This window comes from Oceanobacter sp. ABM4_470 (assembly GCF_056158645.1).
In genome coordinates this window covers 2,628,077-2,646,454 of the sequence record NZ_JBSWTR010000001.1, presented here as the reverse complement: position 1 = coordinate 2,646,454, position 18,378 = coordinate 2,628,077, and the positions used below count along the sequence as shown (strand labels likewise).

The following is an 18,378-nucleotide window of genomic DNA, read 5'->3' as shown; positions in this document are numbered from 1 at the left end:
CGGGTCTTGGTAGTTCGAGCTGTCGCAGGCCCAGATGATTTGGTAGGCCGAAGTGTATAAGCGAGTGGGGTCATCCTTGAGCTTCCGTGTTCGCTGAATCGTAAGGGTTCGCAGTCTGGCAATTTTGCCGGGGCATTTCAAACCGCCATTGGATCATGATTCACCCTCGGCCTGCTGTGCTGTTCGTCGAATGACGACAATGTGGGTCAATGCCATCAGCATGGCCCACTGCAAGCCAATCACCAGCAGGCCCAACGTGGTCAGCGTGGCTTGTTGAAGTTGGGCTCCGGTGTAGTAACTGAGCGGAGCCAGTAGGCCACCCGCCACGATCAGGGCATTACGTCGCAATACCAGCCAGTGCAGTGAATGCAGCAAGGTGGTGGCGAACGCGCCCCACAACAGCCACAGCCAATACGGCAGCAACGGCCCTTGATGATTGGCCAGTTGCAGCTGACCCGAGCCAATCAGCAGGGTGTCGAGCACGGCACCCGCCAACAGATAGGCGGCAATCAACTGCCATTCTCCGGGCTGCAACAGGGTGCGATGCCACAACACCAGCAGCGGCGTGACGGCCAAGGCCCAGAGGTTGCCGCCGAGAATGCAGGCAAACCAAACCAGCTGAAACATGGCGATGTTGAGTATCAGCTGGTGGCTGCGTTTTAACCGAAGCGGCTGCTTGTTCATGGCCGGGCCTCTGTGTTTTTTATTGTTCTGTCTTGTCTTTTATTCCCGAGCAGATTTCAGGACGCCCGGGAAAGCCCGTTGATTTTGCTTTCGTTTGCTGTGGTTTTTGTTTCCTCCACCGTTTCTTCTTTCACAGGCGCTTCCATCGGGTCTTGCATAGGGTCTTGCATAGTCGCTTCGACGGTTTCCGTTACCGTGGTCGTTGCCTCCGGGCTGATAACTTGTGTGATCGCTTGTGTGATAGAGGGCGCGATAGCGGGTGCCTGCAAACTTCCCAGCAGCATGTCGCGCTGGTTGTCCGGCTTGGCGAACACCATCTGCACAGTGCTGATTACGCGCTCGTCGAACCCCCCTTCGCAGTAGCTGAAGTAGAAGTCCCACAGTCGATAAAAAGTATCGTCGTAGCCTTGTTGGCGCAGGGCGTCGCGGTTGGCCAGAAAGTCGGCTCGCCAGCGGCGCAGGGTTTCGGCGTAGTGGGTGCCGATGTCTTCCAGGTGCACGGTTTTCAGGTCTCCAGCGGTCACCATGGCGTTCTGGATAGCCGTCACGGATGGCAGGAAGCCACCGGGGAAAATATAACGCTTGATGAAGTCGACGCTGTTCTTGGCTTTTTCGTAGCGCCAGTCGTCGATGGTGATGGCCTGAATCACCGCAATGCCATCGGGTTTCAGCAGCTTGCTGATGGTCTGGAAGTAGGTATTCAGGTACTGGTGACCAACGGCTTCGATCATCTCCACCGATACCAGCTTGTCGAAAGTGCCTTGCAGCTGGCGGTAGTCTTCTTTCAGCAATGTGATGCGACCCTGCAAGCCTTCTTGCTCGACCCGTTGTTGCGCCAGCTTGTACTGCTCTTCCGAAATGGTGGTGGTGGTTACCCGGCAGCCGTAGTGCTTGGCGGCATGAATCGCCATGCTGCCCCAGCCGGTGCCGATTTCAATCAGGTGATCGTCGGGGGTCAGTTGCAGCTTTTGGCACAGGCGGTCGAGCTTGAACAGGGAGGCCTCTTCAAGGCTGGCCTCGCGGCTTGGAAAAATGGCGCTGGAGTACATCAGCGTCGGGTCGAGGAACAGCTTGAACATCTCATTGCCGAGATCGTAGTGAGCGGCGATGTTGCGGCGGGAGCCTTTCTCGGTGTTACGCTGGAAATGGTTCCACAGCTTCAGCGCCCATTTACCGGCGTTGGCCCAGCCACTGTCGATGGTGTCGAGTACGTCCTTGTTGCGGCACAGGATTCGAATCAGAGCAGGCAGGTCGTCGACACTGAAATCGCCGGTCATGTAGGCGTCGCCAGCTCCCACGCTGCCGTACAGGGCGATGGTGCGCCAGGCTTCGGAGTCGTGCAGGGTGACGGTAGCGTGGAGGTCGCTGCTGGCATCACCAAAGGTCAGCGTCTGGCCTTGCTCACGAATGGTCAGGTGGGCTCGGCGCAGCTGGCTCAGTCGGGTGCACAGCGCGTTGCGGCAGAGGCGGTCAATCCAGGCGATGTCGGTGGACGAGGTCGTCAGGCTTTTCATTATCGTGCTCCTGTGGAAGACGGCTGGGCTGCCTTGGCAGCGTCTGAAGTCGATTCGGTTGCCGTTGGGCGATCGCTGATAGCGTTCGGGTCGTTGTTTTTATGGCGGTTGTCTGGCGGGTTGCTGTTTTCGGTACTTTTCTTGGTACTGGGCTCGCTGCTGCGCAGCTGCTCTGCATGATCCTGCTCTGGTTCGTTGTGCGGATGCGGCACATACGGGTTGCCTTTCAGCCACAGTTTGGCGGCGTTCCAGTAGATTCCCAGTCCCACCTGCACCGTCATCATGGGGTAGCGCCACAGAATGCGACTCATGGCGGCCCGGCTGATTGGCTGGCGTTGCAGTTTCATGGTGGCGTCCATGACCTTTTCGCCGTCCTGTATCACGTCCATCTGGCTTGCCAGACGGCTGCCGGTTTGCGCTTCGGGGGGATTCAGGGTCCAGCGGTACTGCATGTCCAGGCTGTTGAACGGCGATACATGGAACGACTTGCTGAACTGATACTGGTAGCGGTTTTTACCAATCAGCCGCTGCGGCTTGATGGCTCTGGGTGGATGAGGCTGGCGTTGAGCATCATCTGTTGGCATCAACAGGTTGTAGTGAAAGCGTTGTTTCCAGGGGTGTTGGTCACTTCGCCCAGAGTGCCGACACAACGGCCATTGGCGTCATAACCAAAGTAGAGCGTCAGCGGATTGATGATGAAGCCGTAGTAACGCAAGTTGGTGAGCATTTCGATGCGTTCGACGGCAAGGCCAAACTCCTGCTCGAAAGTGCGCAGCAAACTGCGCTTGAGGGCGCGGGCATCGCCGTGCTGGCCGTAATAGTCAGCGGCATCAAAACGGGCTGGGGTGAAGCAGGCCGGGATAAAACGGGCTTTCCAGCCGGACGCAGGCTGACTGCGCCAGAGCGGGTGCTGTTGCATGACCTCGTCTATCTCGTCGAGGTCCAGCAGCATCATAAACACCTTGTGATGGAGATCGTTGGGCTTGCCCTTGAAGCGCCGATGCCGCACCCAGCCTTCATAAATGGCGCTGTTGCCCTCGAAGCCCTGACCACTGTGGCGCACCATCAGAAGGTGACTCCCAATGCCTTGCAAACTCGCAAGGCCGAGTTCACACCGTCTTCGTGGAAGCCATTAAACCAGTAGGCACCGGCGAAGTGGGTGTGGTTAGCGCCGCTGATTTCATGATGGCGTTGCTGCGCGGCCATGCCCTCGAGGGTGAACACCGGGTGGGCGTAATTGAACTTGCGGATGATTTTGTCTGGATCAATGGCGTCGGTTTTGTTCAGCGTGACGCAAAACTCTTCCGGCGCGGCCTGATAATTCTGCAAGCGATTCATGTGATAGGTCACGGCGACCGTGCTGCGTTGTTCGCTGTCGATGTGGTAGTTCCAGCTGGCCCAGGCTTTCTGGCGCTTCGGCAGCATGTTGACGTCAGTGTGCAGCACCACGTCGTTATCCTGATACGGAATTGCCCCCAAAATAGCTCGCTCGGCATCTGTTGGCTGTACCAGCAGTTGCAGAGCCTGGTCGCTGTGGCAGGCCAGAATCACCTGATCAAAGCGGTGGCGCTGGCCGTTGATCACGAGTTCGACGCCGTCGCTGTCTCGTTCGATGCGTTCAATGGCGGCATTGGTATGAATCTGGCTCGACGGCAGGTCTTCCAGAATACGGCTTACGTAAGCGCGCGAGCCGCCGGAAATCACCCGCCACTGCGGCCGGTCGTTGACGCTTAACAAGCCGTGGTTGTTGAAGAAGCGCAAGAAGAAGTACACCGGGAAGTCCATCATCATGGCTTCACTGGCCGACCAGATCGCAGCGCCCATCGGAATGACGTAGTAACGGCGGAAGTAGTCGCCGTAGCCGTGTTCGGTCAGGTATTCACCTAACGTCTGTTTGGGGTCAAGGGACTCGGCATCCAGCTGGGCACGGGTTTCCTTGTTGAAGCGCAAGATGTCTTTCACCATGCGCCAGAACGACGGATTAAAAATGTTCGAGCGCTTGGCCAGCAGGCTGTCGAGGTTGGCACCGTTGTACTCCATACCGGTTTGCGCACACGACACGCTGAAGCTCATGTCAGAGGCTTCGGTTTGAACACCAAGGGTGTCCATCAGCTTGATGAAGTTTGGGTACGTCCAGTCGTTGTAAACAATAAAACCGGTGTTGACCGGCCACACCTGGCCATCCAGCTCGACGTCGGTGGTTTGGGTGTGGCCACCAAAATAGTCGTTGGCTTCAAACAGGTGGACGTCGTAACGCTCCCGCAGCAGCCAGGCACTGGTCAGACCGGAAATCCCGGCACCAACAACGGCAATGGACGGTTTATCGCTCATCAGAGGCTTCCTTTACAGAATTGGTTGACGTCTTGCGGCTGATGGCCAGACGGGCGCAGGCAGGAAGTGCTGCCAGCCATTGCATCAGCCTAGTAAAGCGTTTCGGAAAATGGATGTCCCACGGTCGACGTTGCAGCCCCTTAACGATGGCAACGGCGGCCTCGTCGGCGCTGATGCGCATGGGCATTGGAAAATCGTTGCGGTCGGTGAGTGGGGTTTTGACAAAGCCCGGTGACACCACCGACACATCGATCTGTTCAGAGGCCAGATCGGCTCGCATGGATTCCAGCAAGTAGCGCATACCGGCCTTGCTCGCTCCGTAGGCTTGCGCTCTTGGCAAGGCCAGATAGGTCACGCTGCTGGCAACGCCAACCAGATAACCACGTTGGCTGTTTCTGAGTAGTGGCAAGGCCACTTCGATGCTGTGTACGGTGCCCATCAGGTTGGTGTCCAGCACTCGCTGGAACAAGGCAGAATCAAACGCCTGAACGTCGACGTATTCGCAGGTGCCAGCGTTGATGATGACGGTGTCGATGCGGCCAAAGCCCTCTTCTATATAGCGGGACGCTTGCTGCATGGAAGACAGATCAGTGACGTCGGCGACGATCGATGAAATACGCTGGTATTTGCAGCTGAGCTGATGCAGTTTTTCTTCGTTGCGGGCGGTAATTACCAGTTGCAAGCAACTGTCGGCAAGCTGGTGAACCAGTGCTTCGCCAATGCCGGAGCTGGCGCCAATCAGCCAGATGACTTGTTGTTCCAGTGGCGGCTTGGCCGCTTTGTGAGTCATGCCATGCGCTCCCGCACTTTGCGCAGTGCCCAGCCGATCAGCGGTAGATGGTTGTAGAGCATGTCGGCGCCATCGAACAGGTCGCGGTGATGAATCACCTTGCCATCCTGCCAGTGCAGTTCGGTACAGCCTTCAACGCTAATTTGTTTGCCGGAGGCTATGGCCGGGTGACTGAACGTCATGGTCCAGCGCAGCATGTCGGCGCTTTCGTCACTGTCGTCACTGCTGCCGGGCCAGAACTGATCGTATTCAAACACGATGGACTCGACCGACTGATACAGAGCACTGAAGTACTGTTGAATCTGTTGCAGGCCCTCGACACGGTGAAAAGGGTCGTGGAACACCGCATCCGGGTGGTACAGCTGCGCCAGCAGGCCGTTGTTGACCGAGTCGGCATCCAGTCGGTCGTAGATGCCGGTGACCAGGGCGTGTCGGTCTGTGGGTGATAGCGGCTTGGCAGTCATGGCGGTGTTCCTTCGTTATCAACCTTGGTTATCAGCCTTGCTCAGGCTGGGGTTGCGTCTTTCAGCGCCTTGAAGGCGTCGAGGGCGCGTTGGCGACCGTATTTGTGTTCAACCACCGGCTGTGGGTAGCCGCAGGTCTGGCGTTCAAAGGCGTTAGGGTCGTGGCGGTGCTTGCCTGGCAACTTGCCAAGTTCCGGTACGTAGCGACCGATGAACTCACCGTCGGCATCAAATTTTTCCGACTGCGCAATGGGATTGAAAATACGGAAGTAGGGCGCTCCGTCGGCACCGGTAGACGCACTCCACTGCCACCCGCCGTTGTTGGATGCCAGGTCGGCGTCCATCAGGTGCTGGTTGAAAAACGCTTCGCCGCGTCGCCAGTCGATCAACAGGTGCTTGGTCAGGAACATGGCGGTGATCATTCGCAGGCGGTTGTGCATCCAACCGGTTTGCACCAGTTGGCGCTGGGCGGCGTCGACAATCGGATAACCGGTGCGGCCTTCGCACCAGGCCTGAAAGTCTTCTTCGCTGTTGCGCCAGCGCACACCTTCGTATTCCGGCTTGAACGACTTGTGCTTGCACAGCTGCGGAAAGGCGACCATCAGATGGCGGTAGAAATCACGCCAGGTCAGCTCGTTGATCCAGCTGTCGAGCCCTTTGTTGCCGCCAATCAGACGGCCTTCGTTGGCCTGTACCGCGGTGTGAATGCACTGCCGCGCTGAAATCAGGCCAATGGATAGCGCCGGCGACAGGGTGCTGGTGCCGGGCTTGGCGGGCAGGTCGCGCTGCTGGTCGTAGTCAGGGCCGTGTTCATCCACGAAGCGTTGCAGTTGCTCGTGCAATTCGGTTTCGCAGTGGCTCCAACGATCATCGGTTTCGATGGACAGCTGCAACTCCAGCGTTCGCAAGCGCGATGGCAATTGTTGCATTCGCTGATCGGCCAATGCTTGTTGCTCGGCCGATGGTTGTGGCAGCCCTAAAGGCGCTGTCAGCCGTTGCTCGGCTTTTGGTAGCCAAGCCTTACGGAATGGACTGTAGACCTTGAACGGCTGTTCGGATTTGGTCAGCACCTCACCCGGCGGCACCAGACACTGGTCATGGTAACGGCTGATTTCAACACCCTGATCCTTGGCCCAACGACACAGGTTGATGTCGCGCTTGCGTTCATTCACTTCGTATTCGTTGTTGAACAACAAACGCGAAACACCCAGTTCACTGATCAGGGTTTGCAGCAAGGATTCGCTGTTGTCGAAGGTGTCAGCTTCCAGCACCAGCAGCGGAACACCGAGTACGCGCAGCTTGTTTTGCAAGGCGGCGACGGCGTTTTCCATCCAGCGAACCTTGCGCTTGCCAAGACCGTGCTGCCGCCATTGGCTGGCGGTGTGGCAATACACCGCGATCACCGGATGTCCCTGAGCACAGGCGTGGAACAAGGCCGGGTTGTCGTAGCAGCGCAGGTCGGTGCGAAACCAAACCAGGTTCAAATCAGAGTTCATCCAGACGGCCTCCACAGCCGAGAATGTAAGTGTGTATTTGTTGGTTTAGTGGGCTGGTCAGGGTCTTGATGTGAGGTCGGCCGCCGCTGTGCAACGGAGCGGTACCTGACAGCCAGTGGGGCAGTTCGGTGTTGTCCAGTTGACGCTGCCATGCGCTGTCTTCGGTTTTGTCGTGGGGCATGAAATGCACCCAGACGGCAGCGGCATTGAGGGACTCGGCCGCAATCGACAGCTCGGCGGGGGTCAGGTGCGGCCCCAGATATTCGACCTTGAGCCCGGCCGCACCGATGGAACAGGCGCGTATCAATACGTCGAGTTCACCATCCGGATGGTTGGTGGCCAATAACAGCACCGGGTCAGCGGTGTGTTGTTGTTGCTGGGCCATCAGACAGGTAAGCCGCTGATGCAACAAGAACGTCAGGGTTTTCAGCAGCATCGGGTGACTTGGTTGACCTCGCAGGGAGTCCATCAGGGGCAGCAGGCAATGCTGGTAATAGACCGCGAATGGGTAGTTGGAAAAGGCATGGCTCCATAGGTCGAACAAGCGGCGCGGGTTCAACGACCGCAGCGCGGCCAGCAGTTGCTGCTGTTCCTGTTTCCATTCATCCAGCGCGGCGCTGTTGTCTTGCTGCTGGTCGATTTCGGCTTCGGACATCAGCAGTTCGACGTGACGGATCGGGTAGCCCTGCTCGAGCCAGTGCAGAATGTGGTTTACCCGCTGAATATGGTCCTTGGTGTAGTAGCGATGACCCTTCGGCGTGCGCAATGGCTTGATGATGCCGTAACGACGCTCCCATGCCCGCAAGGTGGCCGGATTAACACCGGTCATGCGAGCAAAGTCCCGAATCGGGTAGCTGCCTTCCGGAATAACGCTGCTCACAGGCTGTTCCTCAATCCCAGTTCGTATGGATGCGGATTCAGGTACACCTGCTGGCGCGCATAGGCGTTGGCTTCCTCGTGGTGGTTGAGGTGATGCTTCAACAGCGTCAGCGGTACGATTAAGGGCACAATGCCGGTTCGGTACTGCTCGATAATGCCGGTCAGTTCTTGTTTGTCTTGCGGTGATACCAGGTTCTTCAGGTAACCCTGCAAGTGCATCAGGGTATTGGTGTGCATCTTGCGACTGGCTGGTTTGGCCAGGGCTGTCATCAGTTGCTCGAAGTATTCGTCGGCGATGTGCTCAAGGGTGTCGCGGGTGAGGTTGGCCAGCAACTGTCCCATACTTTTGTAGTGCACCAGACTGTGGGCCATCACCAGGTACTTGTAGCGGCTGTGAAAGTCGATCAGTGCCGCAGGGGTCAGGCCTTGCTGCCGGAAGCTGGTCCATTCGTGGTAGGTGTACACCCGTACCATGAAGTTTTCCCGCAGAGCGTCGTCGTTGAGGCGGCCCGCCTCTTCAACCGGCAGCAGCGGATGACGGGCAGTAAATTCGCGGGCAAAAATACCGCTGGTCGTGCCTTCCGGATGACCGTTGGCCAGGTAACGCTTGACGCCAAAGACCCCGCAGCTGGGGCTTTTTTGCATAAAAATGAAGCCGCACAAGTCGTTCATCTCCGAGGCTTTCTGCTCGGCGTAGTCAACCAGCTGTTCGGTCACGTCGAGGCTGGCGTCGTCGGAGCCGACAGCGCGAATGTCCGTGTCGTCGGCATTCGCGCTCATCAGGCGAATGGCTTGGCGAGGTGTGCTCATGCCAATACCCACTTCCGGGCAAATGCCAACAAATTCAAAGTACTTTGACAGCACGTCTGTACAAAAGCGGGAACGCTTGTGGCCACCGTTAAAACGCACGGGCTGTCCCATCAGGCAGGCGCTGATACCGATCTTGATGTTGGACTCTATGGATTCCTTCATCGATGTATAACCTTTAGGTGTGCTTTGTATAGGTTTTAGTGTGGTCCTTGATGCGGTTGTTGGTCAAGCCTTTCTTGTACAAAAAATACAATTTTGTATAAGTAGTAGTTTCTTTGTCCAAGTTTAGTTCTTTAGCGGAGAATTGCGCACAAGATAGGAAATGATTGTCCGGGGAATGGGCTTTGGGTTCCTGGTGGAAAAGGGGGCTATAGGGGACATCTATTTAATCCTGCACGGCTCTGCGCGAGTGTTGCCGTTGTTCAGTGCAAGGCGACGAATGCAGCGAAATGACGAGTCCTTTTCAAATTCGTCAACACAGCACTGGGCGGCGGCAACCCGCGCCCTACGGGGACTGCCGGATGATCTCGACTCTGTGTCGCCGACTTTTGACTTGACCCGTCAGGCCTGCAAGTCGGCTTCGTGATTCGAAACCATCCGGCAGCCCAGAGTGAGCACCGGATTAAATAGATGTCCCCTATACCATGAAGAAATGTGGCGGGGCAGGCTTGCCTGCGATGGTGAATAGGTCTTGGCTTCAGAGCCCCGTGTGATGCAGCACGGAGGCTCTGGTAGAGACTAAAAAACTCAGCTTTCGCTACTTTCCTGCAACGAACGCAGCACTACGTTGCTGATAGCGCCAGCTACTTCAGGCTCCAGTCCGACCGGCTGCTTCAGAGTCATACGAACCTTATGTTGTTGCGACAACGCGTCCAGCTGCATTGGCACGTCCTTGCGCAGATGTCTTCCGGCGGCAAAGAACAGCGGCAGCACTTCAATCACGCCGTAACCTTCATCTGATAACTGGGCGGTGACGCTTTCCAGCGATGGCTCGGCCAGTTCCATGTAGGCCAGCTCAATGCGGGCGGTAGCGCCCACAGACTGGCGAATGCTGCTGGTCAATTGCTCAAACGGCTTGAGCCAATTGGCGTCGCTGCTGCCATGGGCCAGCAATACAGTGGCTTGACGCAGATTCGGTGAGGGCATGGTCATCTCCTGATTCATTATGAGGCTTTCAGCGTGTTCGGCTGGATAAGAGGCTTTCCACTGAGTCGACGCGCTGCCAGATCACCGCTCAACCAGGCTCCCTCTATGTTGGGCGCTTGCAACCAGTCGCCGCACAGGGCGACGCTACCATCATTGGACACCACGGTGCCGGGTTGTTCCACTACATTTGGTATTGAAAACAGCCAGCGATGCAGCCAGATTTCGGCGTGTGGCTGAGGTGGCAACTGCAAGGCTTGCCAGAAGGCGTTTTGTAAGGTCTCCATCAAGCTGTGGCGCTCGCCATTGCAGTGGACTTTACTCCAGTGGTGGTTGGCCTGGATTACCCAGCTTTCACCTGCGTCGCGGCCGGGTTTGCTGTTGTTGCGGCTGATCCAGCCAATGGGGCCGTCTTTTACAAAGGCTGCGTCGATGTCGGTGGCGAGTGGTTGATTAAACGACAGCAGCAGGGTCCAGCATGGGTTCATGTCCACATGGGTGGCATCGCGCAGGCTGGCCAGGTCGTCGGCGGTTTTCAGTAAGGCGTTGGCTTGTTCCGGTGGAATCGCCACGATCAATTTGTCAAAGGGGCCAAACTCACGGTTGTCATCACTGAACAGGTGCCATCCAGCCGGACGTTTGAGCAGCCGTACAATGCGGCTCTCGGTTTCAAAGGCACTGGCACAACGCAGCATGTAGCGGCTCAGGCCCGTCATGCGCGGGGTGGCGACGTAGCGTTTAACAGTGTCGGGTGAAGGGCTGGCCTGATTGTTGGCAATTTGCCAGATGTTGGCCTGCCACTCGCTGATGATGCCGTCCTGTTGCCATTGCTCCAGCTGCTGTTGAAACGCTTCGGTATGGGCACGGAAAAACTGTGCGCCCATGTCCCAGCTGGCAGCGCCGACTTTTTTGGTGGCCATGCGGCCACCACTGCCACGGCTTTTGTCGAAAACGGTGACCTTGTGGCCCTGGGATGCGAGTTGATTCAGGGCGGACAATCCGGCCATGCCGGCGCCAATAATTGCGTAATGTGCCACTGGGCGTCTCCAACAGGATGTTTGTACAAGTTTTTGCATTCTAGCATTGCGAATTATCTTGTATAGGTATTGTATATATAAATGTCATAAACGGGTTCGCTGGAGGTTGTATGAGCAAACGTATTCTGATTACCGGAGGGAGCGGATTCATTGGTTCCCGGCTGGTGTCGCAATGGTTGGCTGACGGCCATCAGGTGTCTGTGTATACCCGTCGCCCGGACGCCGTGTGCCAACGTTGGCCGCAACTGGAGCAGGCAGCCTCACGCTTCGACGACTTTCATGGCCCGTTTGACTGGTTGGTGAACCTGGCCGGTGAGGGCATTGCCGACCAGCGCTGGTCGGAAGCTCGTAAACAGGTATTGCGTAACAGCCGCATCGAGTTGACAGATACTCTGGCCCAGTGGGCCATTAATACTGGCCAGCGCTTTGAGGTGGTTCTGAGTGGATCGGCAATCGGCATCTATGGGGCGTTGGAAGGCACCGCCGAACAGCAGCAAGTGGATGAGCAAAGTCCGTATGGCAGTGATTTTGCCGCCAGTTTGTGCGCCGAATGGGAACAAGCCGCTGCCCCACTGAAACCTCTGACCCAACGGCTGGTGCTGTTGCGTACGGGGGTGGTGCTCGGCCCCGGCGGCGGCATGTTGAAGCGGCTGTGGCTGCCGTTTTCACTGGGCCTTGGAGGGCGAATTGGCTCTGGTGAACAGTATTTGTCGTGGATTCATATGGATGACTATCTTGGGGCCGTCGACTTTCTGCTGCATCAGCCAGTAGAGGGAGCGGTAAACATGACCTCGCCCTATGCTCAAACCAATGCGCAGTTCAGTCGTACGCTGGCGGCAACATTGAAACGTCCCGCACTGCTGCCTGTGCCCGGTTGTCCATTGAAGCTGGCGTTAGGTGAGATGTCGGACTTGCTGTTGAAGGGGCAGAAAGTGCAGCCCGTGACCTTGCAACAGCATGGTTTTGAATTTCATTTTCCACAGCTGGCTGACGCCCTGGGGGATATTCACAACCATTGGTGACCTGTCTGTGGTTGAGCAGGAGTTACTGAGCAGGAGTTGCTGAGCAGGAGGCAAGTTGGGCCGATGGATCGGGTCAAAAACCTGACGACCGGAAACTTGACGCCCCGGTGACCTGTCTAACCTGCGTGAAGGCGCTGTTTGTCATCGAAAACGGACTGAAAACTGACGTTTGCAAAAGAACTGTAGCTTTCTGTTATTAGTGATGGCAGACCGTCCCGCTCTCAACTAGAACTTGTTGTACAAGTTGTTGAATTGACTGCAGGAAATACCAATGAGTATAAGTCGCCAAGCCCTTGATCATTATTTGTACGAGTTCGACCAGGGATATCGGGTGAGCTATGTAAACTTCAGCCGTGCCAGTGACCTGACGGATGCTCAATTGGTACTTACGCTAGAACGTGGAAACGAACGCAAGACCTTTGCCTTCTCGCAGCCGTTGTTCAACGACATCGACAAGAATCTGGTGGCGTGTCGAAGCCTGTACATTGCCACCATCAAGAGTTCGCCGTTGTCACCCAACCGCGTAGAGGTTGGTGACAGTGAAGGAAATTTTGTGTACTTCACCGCTCGAACCGTGAAGAACATTACCCCGACCGCCTGACTCAGGAAGACGATCGGCAGTCACCCGACGCTGCAGCACCCAACTTGCAGTCGAAGCAGTACCCCATAAGCGGCCAAACGGCCGCTTTTTTTATGCGTTCCTGATCCGGTTTGAATCGCTGGGTACTGGCCTGGAAACGGTGCATGTTACCTCTCTCCATTTTCCTGACTTTCATGTCTAACCTGTCCCCATTAGGATAGGGCCGAAAATCGGGCCTTTTATAACAACAACTCCCCATCCGGCCCTTGTACAACCGTGCTTGAGGAACAATCGTGACGGATACTGTGTTTGAACTGGCCGCCTATGGCGTGCTGGTGTTGTTGGCTATTCTGGCCATCGGTTCATTGGCGGTGATCGGCTGGGTCATCTGGGCGTATTTCATCGACGTGCGGCAAACCCGCCACACGGTGCGTCGAAACTTTCCGGTGATTGGCCGCTTCCGGTACTTCTTTGAACACATGGGGGAGTTCTTCCGGCAGTACTTCTTCGCCATGGACCGCGAGGAAATGCCGTTTAACCGCGCTGAACGTAGCTGGGTGTATCGCGCTGCCAAAAACGAAAGCACCACCATTGCTTTCGGTTCTACCCGCCGTCTGGATGTGCCCGGCACGGTGATCTTTGTGAACAGCCCGTTTCCCGCGCTGAAGAAAGACTTTGCCGAATCTGGTGCTATCACCATTGGTGAACATTGCCGTATGCCGTACACCACATCGTCGCTGGTGAATATTTCCGGTATGAGCTTTGGTGCCCTGTCGCAACCTGCGGTTACTGCCTTGTCTCGCGGCGCGGGCAAAGCAGGCTGCTGGATGAACACCGGCGAAGGGGGCTTGTCGCCTTATCATCTGGAAGGTGGCTGCGACATCGTCTTCCAGATTGGTACGGCCAAATACGGCGTACGGGATGAAACCGGCAAGTTGGACGATGCCAAGCTCAAGGCGGTGGCCGAGCATGAGCAGGTGAAGATGATTGAGATCAAGCTCAGTCAGGGTGCCAAGCCGGGCAAGGGCGGGATTCTGCCTGCGGCCAAGGTCAATGAAGAAATTGCCCGTATTCGTCACATTCCCCTGCATCAGGATTCCATCAGCCCCAACGGACATCCGGAAATTCGTTCGGTAGACGACCTGTTGGACATGGTTGAACACGTGCGGGCAGTGACCGGCAAACCAACCGGCTTCAAGGCCGTACTGGGCGACATCGACTGGATTCGGGATCTCTGCAAGGCGATCCAGCAGCGCGGCCTGCAAAGCGCGCCGGATTTCATCACGCTTGACGGCGCAGAGGGCGGTACCGGTGCCGCGCCACAGTCATTGATGGATTACATGGGGCTGCCGTTGAATCAGTCGCTGCCAATGCTGGTGGATATGCTGGACGAGTACCAGCTGCGCCCTCGTATCCGGGTGATTGCCTCCGGCAAGCTGCTGACACCTGACCGGGTTGCCTGGGCCTTGTGTGTGGGTGCGGACTTTGTCGTCAGCGCCCGTGGGTTTATGTTTGCACTGGGCTGTATTCAGGCGCTGCAATGCAACAAGAACACCTGTCCGACCGGCATCACCACCCATGACCCACACCTGCAAGCGGGTCTGGTACCAGCCGACAAGGCCTCCCGGGTACAGCACTTTGTTGAAACCCTGGTACAGGAAGTGGGCGTGATTGCGCACTCCTGTGGGGTTGATGAGCCACGGGCTCTGAAGCGTGAACACGCCCGTATTATTCAACCTGATGGCACCAGTACGCGTATTTCTGATTTGTACAATGCCTCGCGCAAGCGTATGGCCGCCGAGGTGAATGACTGAGGCTGTTTCTCCCAATGCGGTTTGGCTGAGTCGTTTCAGCCAAATCGTCTGTGGGCTAAAACCTCTGAGCTAGCACTTCTGGGCTGGGCGGTTTAACGGACGATGTCAGACGCCTTGCTTCGGATGGACGCGATATGGCTGATATCACGCCATGTATTAATAGGTCGATGCTTGGTAAAGCGCAACCGTCGGCCTTGTGGCGCGTATTGGCGGATTTTTCGGTTTAAATCAGGATCATTGGTTTCGTCATTTTCTTGCTTTCCCTGTTTTCTGAACTAGTTTTCAAAGAGTAGTTAAACCACAGGAACAGGTGTCTCTCATGCCCCCAAAGTGTCTTATCGCGGATGACAGCCTTTACGCCAGAATGGTGGTCAAGGACGTTGTACGTCGGATTTACCCTGCCGCCGAATTCCATGAGGCCAGCTCTGGCGAACAGACGCTGAGCGTGGCAGAAGGAACCGGCTATGAATTTGACTGGTATCTTCTGGATGTGAACATGACGCCGCCGGACGGCGTTGAAACCAGCAAGATGCTGATGGAGCGAGGGGTGCCAGCCAATAAAATTGCACTGGTCACGGGTAATCGTTCCTTCAACCTGATGGACGAAGCCAACCTGCTTGGGGTTCAGTACATCAACAAGGCCATCAGTCCGGAAGATGTAGACCCATTCATGGAACGACTGCGGGCGTTTTTCAGTAGGGGTTGAGCATGGCCATTGACGCTGAAGCGCAGGCGATCAGCCTGGATCTGTTGGCAGAATCTCTCAATCTTGGCCTTGGTCAGGTAATTGAAGAGTTGTCGGAAATTTCGAACAGCAAGATTGAGCTGCACGTACCGGAAGTGAACATGCTTCCCAAAACTGAAGCACTCTCCTTCACGTCGGCTTTACGAGACGCTGGCAAAGCCATTTTCGTACAACAACAATTTTCTGGCGAAATCAGCGGTGAAGCACTGCTGTTTTTCAGTGAAGAGGAAAGCCTCAACTTGCTCAACGGCTTACTGCAAGACAATGAGCAGGCGTTGATAGAATTTGCTGCTACGGAAGAGGAAATGATGCTCGACCTCACCAATGTGGCGGTGTGCGGCGTGATTTATGCGCTTTCTAACCTGCTGGGGATTCGGCTAAATACCGAACTTCCGCGTTGCGAATACGGACATTTTGACGACATCAGCGGCAGTACTCAGTTGCTCGATAATGCCGAAGATATGATTCTGTTCCTGACCATCAGTTTTACCGTGGTGAAGAAAAACTCCCGCGCCCAGCTGATGTTTTTCCAGCCCAAGGACACGCTCGAAAAACTCTACGACCGTATCCAGAAGCGCCTTTCATTCGGCTGAACCAGAGGCGCCAACATGGACAGACTCTATCGTCATATTGTGGAACTGGTTGATACCGGCATCGTGGTTCTGGATGGTCAGGGCTGCATTGTCACCTGGAACCAGTGGATGGAACGTCACTCGGGCTTACAGGAAGCCAGGGTGCAAGGCCAGAAGCTGCTGGACCTGTTTCCCGAGCTGAGTAATAGCCGTATCGACCGCGCTATCTACAAGGCGCTGGAGCTTAATTGCCCGTCGGTGCTGTCAGCCAGGCTACTGAACGTATCTTTTCCTTTGTACCGTGAGCCGCTGAGCACCGCCAAACAGCCGGAGCGGCTGGTGCAATCCATCCAGATCAAGCCACTTTATACCGACGAAGAAGGCCAGTACTGTGTGATCTCGGTGTTTGATATCAGCTCATCCGACATGCGCGAGCGCGCCTTGCGTACACAGTCAGTGGTACTGACCGAGCTGGTGGTCAGCTTGCAGGAAAAGGAACACGAGCTGACGGCGCTGTTTGAAAACACCCAAAACGGCATCCTGATTTTTGATCGCAAAGGCCTGATTCACAGTGCCAACCGGGCCGCGGTGCAGATGTTTGCGCCACTGCCATTGGAGCCCGGTAGCGACCAGCAGGAACTGTTTGAGCTGGCGGCTCCTGAGGCCATGTTGGCGGAACCCGCTGGAGCAGGGCAGTTGGAAGGTCGACACCTTTACGACTTTTTTGAAGAACTGAGCGCCAGCCAGTTTGGTTCGGACAAAAGCGATGCGGAAATTCAGGCTCTGATACCGGCTTCCGGCGAAGAGCGGGAAATGAACTGTGTTCGTAATGACGACAGCGAGTTTCCGGTCAGCGTCTCGGCCAATGCCATTCCAATGGCCGAGGACGACAGTCGCTTCTTTATTTTTGTGCGCGACATTACCGAAAAAAAACGGGCGGAAGCGCAGCTCAATCGAATGGCACGGGTAGACGGCCTGACCGGTCTGTATAACCGTTTTTCGTTCACCGAAATCCTCACCAGCACCCTCAAGGCCCACCAGCGCAGCGGCAATAGCCTGTCGGTGTTCTTTATCGACCTAGATCGCTTCAAGGGCGTCAACGACAACTATGGCCATGACGCCGGTGATGATTTGTTGCGGCAGGTGGCGGAGCGTCTGCGTGGCTGTTGCCGTAATTCCGATACCATCTCACGCTGGGCTGGTGACGAATTTGTGATTCTGTTGCCCGAGCAAAACCACAGCCGCTCGTCGATCACGGTGGCGGAAAAGATTCTCGACGCCATCTCACAGCCGTTCGAAGTGTTTAACATGCCGGTGTTTGTTAATTGCAGTATTGGTATTGCCCAGTTTCCGGACGATGCCAGCGATGCCGACAAACTGATCTTTTGCGCTGACCAGGCCATGTATCAGGCCAAAGCCGATGGCAAAGGGGTATTCAGGTTTTTTACCCCGGAGATGAATGAACGCACGCTAGCGCGGCTGAAAACCGAAAGTGAGCTGCGGGTCGCATTGGCGGAAAACCAGTTCGAGTTGTATTACCAACCACAAATTGAAGTTGCCACAGGCAAGTTGCTTGGTGTGGAAGCCCTGCTGCGTTGGCGTCATCCGGAACGCGGCATTATTTACCCGGATGAATTCATCAGCGTGGCAGAAGATTGTGGGCTGATTTGTCAGATGGGCGAGTGGGTGATGATGCAAGCCTTCGAAACCGCCTCACGTTGGTACAAGCGTGAGGGAGACCCGCTGTCGATGTCGATCAACCTGTCGCCAAAGCAGTTTATGGACGATGGACTGGTATACAGCGTCAGGCGCTTGCTCAACTCGGTGGGGTTTCCGGCCGAGCGCATTGTGCTGGAAATCACCGAAGGGCATCTGATGAACACCCAGGGCGAAAACCTGCAGTTGCTGCGCGAGTTGAAATTGCTGGGGGTCAAAATTGCCATCGACGATTTTGGCATGGGCTATTCGTCACTGGCGTATTTACGCAATCTGCCGGTCGACATCATCAAGATCGACCGCCACTTCCTGCAGGATGCCAGCAACAATGCCGCCGATGCTCGTATTGTTTCAGCCATTATCGATCTTGGCCATGCGCTTGGCCTGGAAGTGGTGGCAGAAGGAATCGAACACCTGTCCCAGATGGAATTGCTGAAAATGAAAGGCTGTGATCATGCTCAGGGATTCTACATTGGCAAGCCCATGAGCCTGGACGATCTGATGCTTTGGTATGCCGTTGATCGTGAGACCATGGCGGCGCATTGAGTTATTCAGAAGGCCCTTGGATAGCTTCTGAGCGGGTTATATTCGCCCGAAAAGATATAAATGGATTTGTCAGTAATTAATCATGAATCGCACCTTTATGGTGCGTTTTTAATTTACATGTAACATTTTATTTCAAGAAATTCCCCGTTTTGAAAAATATCCCTGTTGCCGATCAAATTTGAGAGAAAATGACGCCTGTGCTTGCTTGAATTAGCAATGATACTGGTGTCTTATT

18 protein-coding genes are annotated in these 18,378 nt (G+C 55.7%); 6 read left to right on the top strand and 12 right to left on the bottom strand.

Going from position 1 to position 18,378, the window contains the following annotated elements; all coding sequences use genetic code 11:
- Positions 1–153: 153 nt before the first annotated feature.
- The 12 genes from ACXADJ_RS11590 to ACXADJ_RS11535 form a co-directional block, all read right to left on the bottom strand.
- Positions 154–684, bottom strand: a complete 531-nt coding sequence (locus tag ACXADJ_RS11590) for a DUF2878 domain-containing protein (protein ID WP_475066009.1) — start codon at positions 682–684, stop codon at positions 154–156.
- A 56-nt stretch (positions 685–740) separates the two neighbouring features.
- Entirely contained in the window at positions 741–2,198 is a 1,458-nt protein-coding gene (locus ACXADJ_RS11585; protein ID WP_475066007.1) for a class I SAM-dependent methyltransferase, read from the bottom strand.
- Complete coding sequence (locus tag ACXADJ_RS11580) at positions 2,198–2,782, bottom strand: DUF1365 family protein (RefSeq protein WP_475066005.1); 585 nt, start codon at positions 2,780–2,782, stop codon at positions 2,198–2,200. The genes ACXADJ_RS11585 and ACXADJ_RS11580 overlap by 1 nt, the downstream gene beginning before the upstream one ends.
- Positions 2,782–3,264 (bottom strand): DUF1365 family protein, encoded by a 483-nt coding sequence (locus ACXADJ_RS11575; RefSeq protein WP_475066003.1) that lies wholly within the window; start codon positions 3,262–3,264, stop codon positions 2,782–2,784. The genes ACXADJ_RS11580 and ACXADJ_RS11575 overlap by 1 nt, the downstream gene beginning before the upstream one ends.
- Positions 3,264–4,529 carry an NAD(P)/FAD-dependent oxidoreductase gene (locus ACXADJ_RS11570; RefSeq protein WP_475066001.1) on the bottom strand — a complete coding sequence of 422 codons (1,266 nt, stop codon included), beginning with the start codon at positions 4,527–4,529 and terminating at the stop codon, positions 3,264–3,266. Before ACXADJ_RS11570 ends, ACXADJ_RS11575 begins: the two co-directional genes overlap by 1 nt.
- Entirely contained in the window at positions 4,519–5,319 is an 801-nt protein-coding gene (locus tag ACXADJ_RS11565) for an SDR family NAD(P)-dependent oxidoreductase (RefSeq protein WP_475065999.1), read from the bottom strand. Before ACXADJ_RS11565 ends, ACXADJ_RS11570 begins: the two co-directional genes overlap by 11 nt.
- Positions 5,316–5,783 carry a nuclear transport factor 2 family protein gene (locus ACXADJ_RS11560; RefSeq protein ID WP_475065997.1) on the bottom strand — a complete coding sequence of 156 codons (468 nt, stop codon included), beginning with the start codon at positions 5,781–5,783 and terminating at the stop codon, positions 5,316–5,318. The genes ACXADJ_RS11565 and ACXADJ_RS11560 overlap by 4 nt, the downstream gene beginning before the upstream one ends.
- Before the next feature lie 41 nt (positions 5,784–5,824).
- On the bottom strand, positions 5,825–7,279 hold the full coding sequence (phrB, locus tag ACXADJ_RS11555) for a deoxyribodipyrimidine photo-lyase (protein ID WP_475065994.1): 1,455 nt from the start codon (positions 7,277–7,279) through the stop codon (positions 5,825–5,827).
- Positions 7,269–8,159 carry a MerR family transcriptional regulator gene (locus tag ACXADJ_RS11550; RefSeq protein WP_475065991.1) on the bottom strand — a complete coding sequence of 297 codons (891 nt, stop codon included), beginning with the start codon at positions 8,157–8,159 and terminating at the stop codon, positions 7,269–7,271. The genes phrB and ACXADJ_RS11550 overlap by 11 nt, the downstream gene beginning before the upstream one ends.
- Positions 8,156–9,130: a YbgA family protein gene (locus ACXADJ_RS11545; protein WP_475065990.1), complete on the bottom strand. Its 975-nt coding sequence runs from the start codon at positions 9,128–9,130 to the stop codon at positions 8,156–8,158. Before ACXADJ_RS11545 ends, ACXADJ_RS11550 begins: the two co-directional genes overlap by 4 nt.
- A gap of 585 nt (positions 9,131–9,715) precedes the next feature.
- Positions 9,716–10,114 (bottom strand): sirohydrochlorin chelatase, encoded by a 399-nt coding sequence (locus tag ACXADJ_RS11540; RefSeq protein WP_475065987.1) that lies wholly within the window; start codon positions 10,112–10,114, stop codon positions 9,716–9,718.
- 17 nt (positions 10,115–10,131) lie between these two features.
- On the bottom strand, positions 10,132–11,148 hold the full coding sequence (locus tag ACXADJ_RS11535; RefSeq protein WP_475065985.1) for an NAD(P)/FAD-dependent oxidoreductase: 1,017 nt from the start codon (positions 11,146–11,148) through the stop codon (positions 10,132–10,134).
- Positions 11,149–11,258: 110 nt separating this feature from the next.
- On the opposite strand from ACXADJ_RS11535, the gene ACXADJ_RS11530 reads away from it, so the two are divergent.
- The 6 genes from ACXADJ_RS11530 to ACXADJ_RS11505 all read left to right on the top strand — a co-directional run bounded on the left by ACXADJ_RS11530 (position 11,259) and on the right by ACXADJ_RS11505 (position 18,143).
- Positions 11,259–12,170, top strand: coding sequence for a TIGR01777 family oxidoreductase (locus ACXADJ_RS11530; RefSeq protein ID WP_475065984.1), 912 nt, complete (start codon positions 11,259–11,261; stop codon positions 12,168–12,170).
- 271 nt (positions 12,171–12,441) lie between these two features.
- On the top strand, positions 12,442–12,771 hold the full coding sequence (locus ACXADJ_RS11525) for a hypothetical protein (protein WP_475065982.1): 330 nt from the start codon (positions 12,442–12,444) through the stop codon (positions 12,769–12,771).
- Positions 12,772–13,043: 272 nt separating this feature from the next.
- A complete protein-coding gene (locus tag ACXADJ_RS11520) occupies positions 13,044–14,564 on the top strand; it encodes an FMN-binding glutamate synthase family protein (protein ID WP_475065979.1) in 1,521 nt (506 codons plus the stop codon).
- A gap of 319 nt (positions 14,565–14,883) precedes the next feature.
- A complete protein-coding gene (locus tag ACXADJ_RS11515) occupies positions 14,884–15,270 on the top strand; it encodes a response regulator transcription factor (protein ID WP_036537433.1) in 387 nt (128 codons plus the stop codon).
- 2 nt (positions 15,271–15,272) lie between these two features.
- Positions 15,273–15,902 carry a hypothetical protein gene (locus tag ACXADJ_RS11510; protein WP_028294893.1) on the top strand — a complete coding sequence of 210 codons (630 nt, stop codon included), beginning with the start codon at positions 15,273–15,275 and terminating at the stop codon, positions 15,900–15,902.
- Positions 15,903–15,917: 15 nt separating this feature from the next.
- Positions 15,918–18,143, top strand: coding sequence for a putative bifunctional diguanylate cyclase/phosphodiesterase (locus tag ACXADJ_RS11505; RefSeq protein WP_475065975.1), 2,226 nt, complete (start codon positions 15,918–15,920; stop codon positions 18,141–18,143).
- Positions 18,144–18,378 lie beyond the last annotated feature (235 nt).

Bases quoted from the DNA above. Each gene is read 5' to 3' on its own strand.
- ACXADJ_RS11590 (WP_475066009.1), bottom strand. From the start codon at position 684: ATGAACAAGCAGCCGCTTCGGTTAAAACGCAGCCACCAGCTGATACTC.
- ACXADJ_RS11585 (WP_475066007.1), bottom strand. From the start codon at position 2,198: ATGAAAAGCCTGACGACCTCGTCCACCGACATCGCCTGGATTGACCGC.
- ACXADJ_RS11580 (WP_475066005.1), bottom strand. From the start codon at position 2,782: ATGCCAACAGATGATGCTCAACGCCAGCCTCATCCACCCAGAGCCATC.
- ACXADJ_RS11575 (WP_475066003.1), bottom strand. From the start codon at position 3,264: ATGGTGCGCCACAGTGGTCAGGGCTTCGAGGGCAACAGCGCCATTTAT.
- ACXADJ_RS11570 (WP_475066001.1), bottom strand. From the start codon at position 4,529: ATGAGCGATAAACCGTCCATTGCCGTTGTTGGTGCCGGGATTTCCGGT.
- ACXADJ_RS11565 (WP_475065999.1), bottom strand. From the start codon at position 5,319: ATGACTCACAAAGCGGCCAAGCCGCCACTGGAACAACAAGTCATCTGG.
- ACXADJ_RS11560 (WP_475065997.1), bottom strand. From the start codon at position 5,783: ATGACTGCCAAGCCGCTATCACCCACAGACCGACACGCCCTGGTCACC.
- phrB (WP_475065994.1), bottom strand. From the start codon at position 7,279: ATGAACTCTGATTTGAACCTGGTTTGGTTTCGCACCGACCTGCGCTGC.
- ACXADJ_RS11545 (WP_475065990.1), bottom strand. From the start codon at position 9,130: ATGAAGGAATCCATAGAGTCCAACATCAAGATCGGTATCAGCGCCTGC.
- ACXADJ_RS11540 (WP_475065987.1), bottom strand. From the start codon at position 10,114: ATGCCCTCACCGAATCTGCGTCAAGCCACTGTATTGCTGGCCCATGGC.
- ACXADJ_RS11530 (WP_475065984.1), top strand. From the start codon at position 11,259: ATGAGCAAACGTATTCTGATTACCGGAGGGAGCGGATTCATTGGTTCC.
- ACXADJ_RS11525 (WP_475065982.1), top strand. From the start codon at position 12,442: ATGAGTATAAGTCGCCAAGCCCTTGATCATTATTTGTACGAGTTCGAC.
- ACXADJ_RS11515 (WP_036537433.1), top strand. From the start codon at position 14,884: ATGCCCCCAAAGTGTCTTATCGCGGATGACAGCCTTTACGCCAGAATG.
- ACXADJ_RS11510 (WP_028294893.1), top strand. From the start codon at position 15,273: ATGGCCATTGACGCTGAAGCGCAGGCGATCAGCCTGGATCTGTTGGCA.
- ACXADJ_RS11505 (WP_475065975.1), top strand. From the start codon at position 15,918: ATGGACAGACTCTATCGTCATATTGTGGAACTGGTTGATACCGGCATC.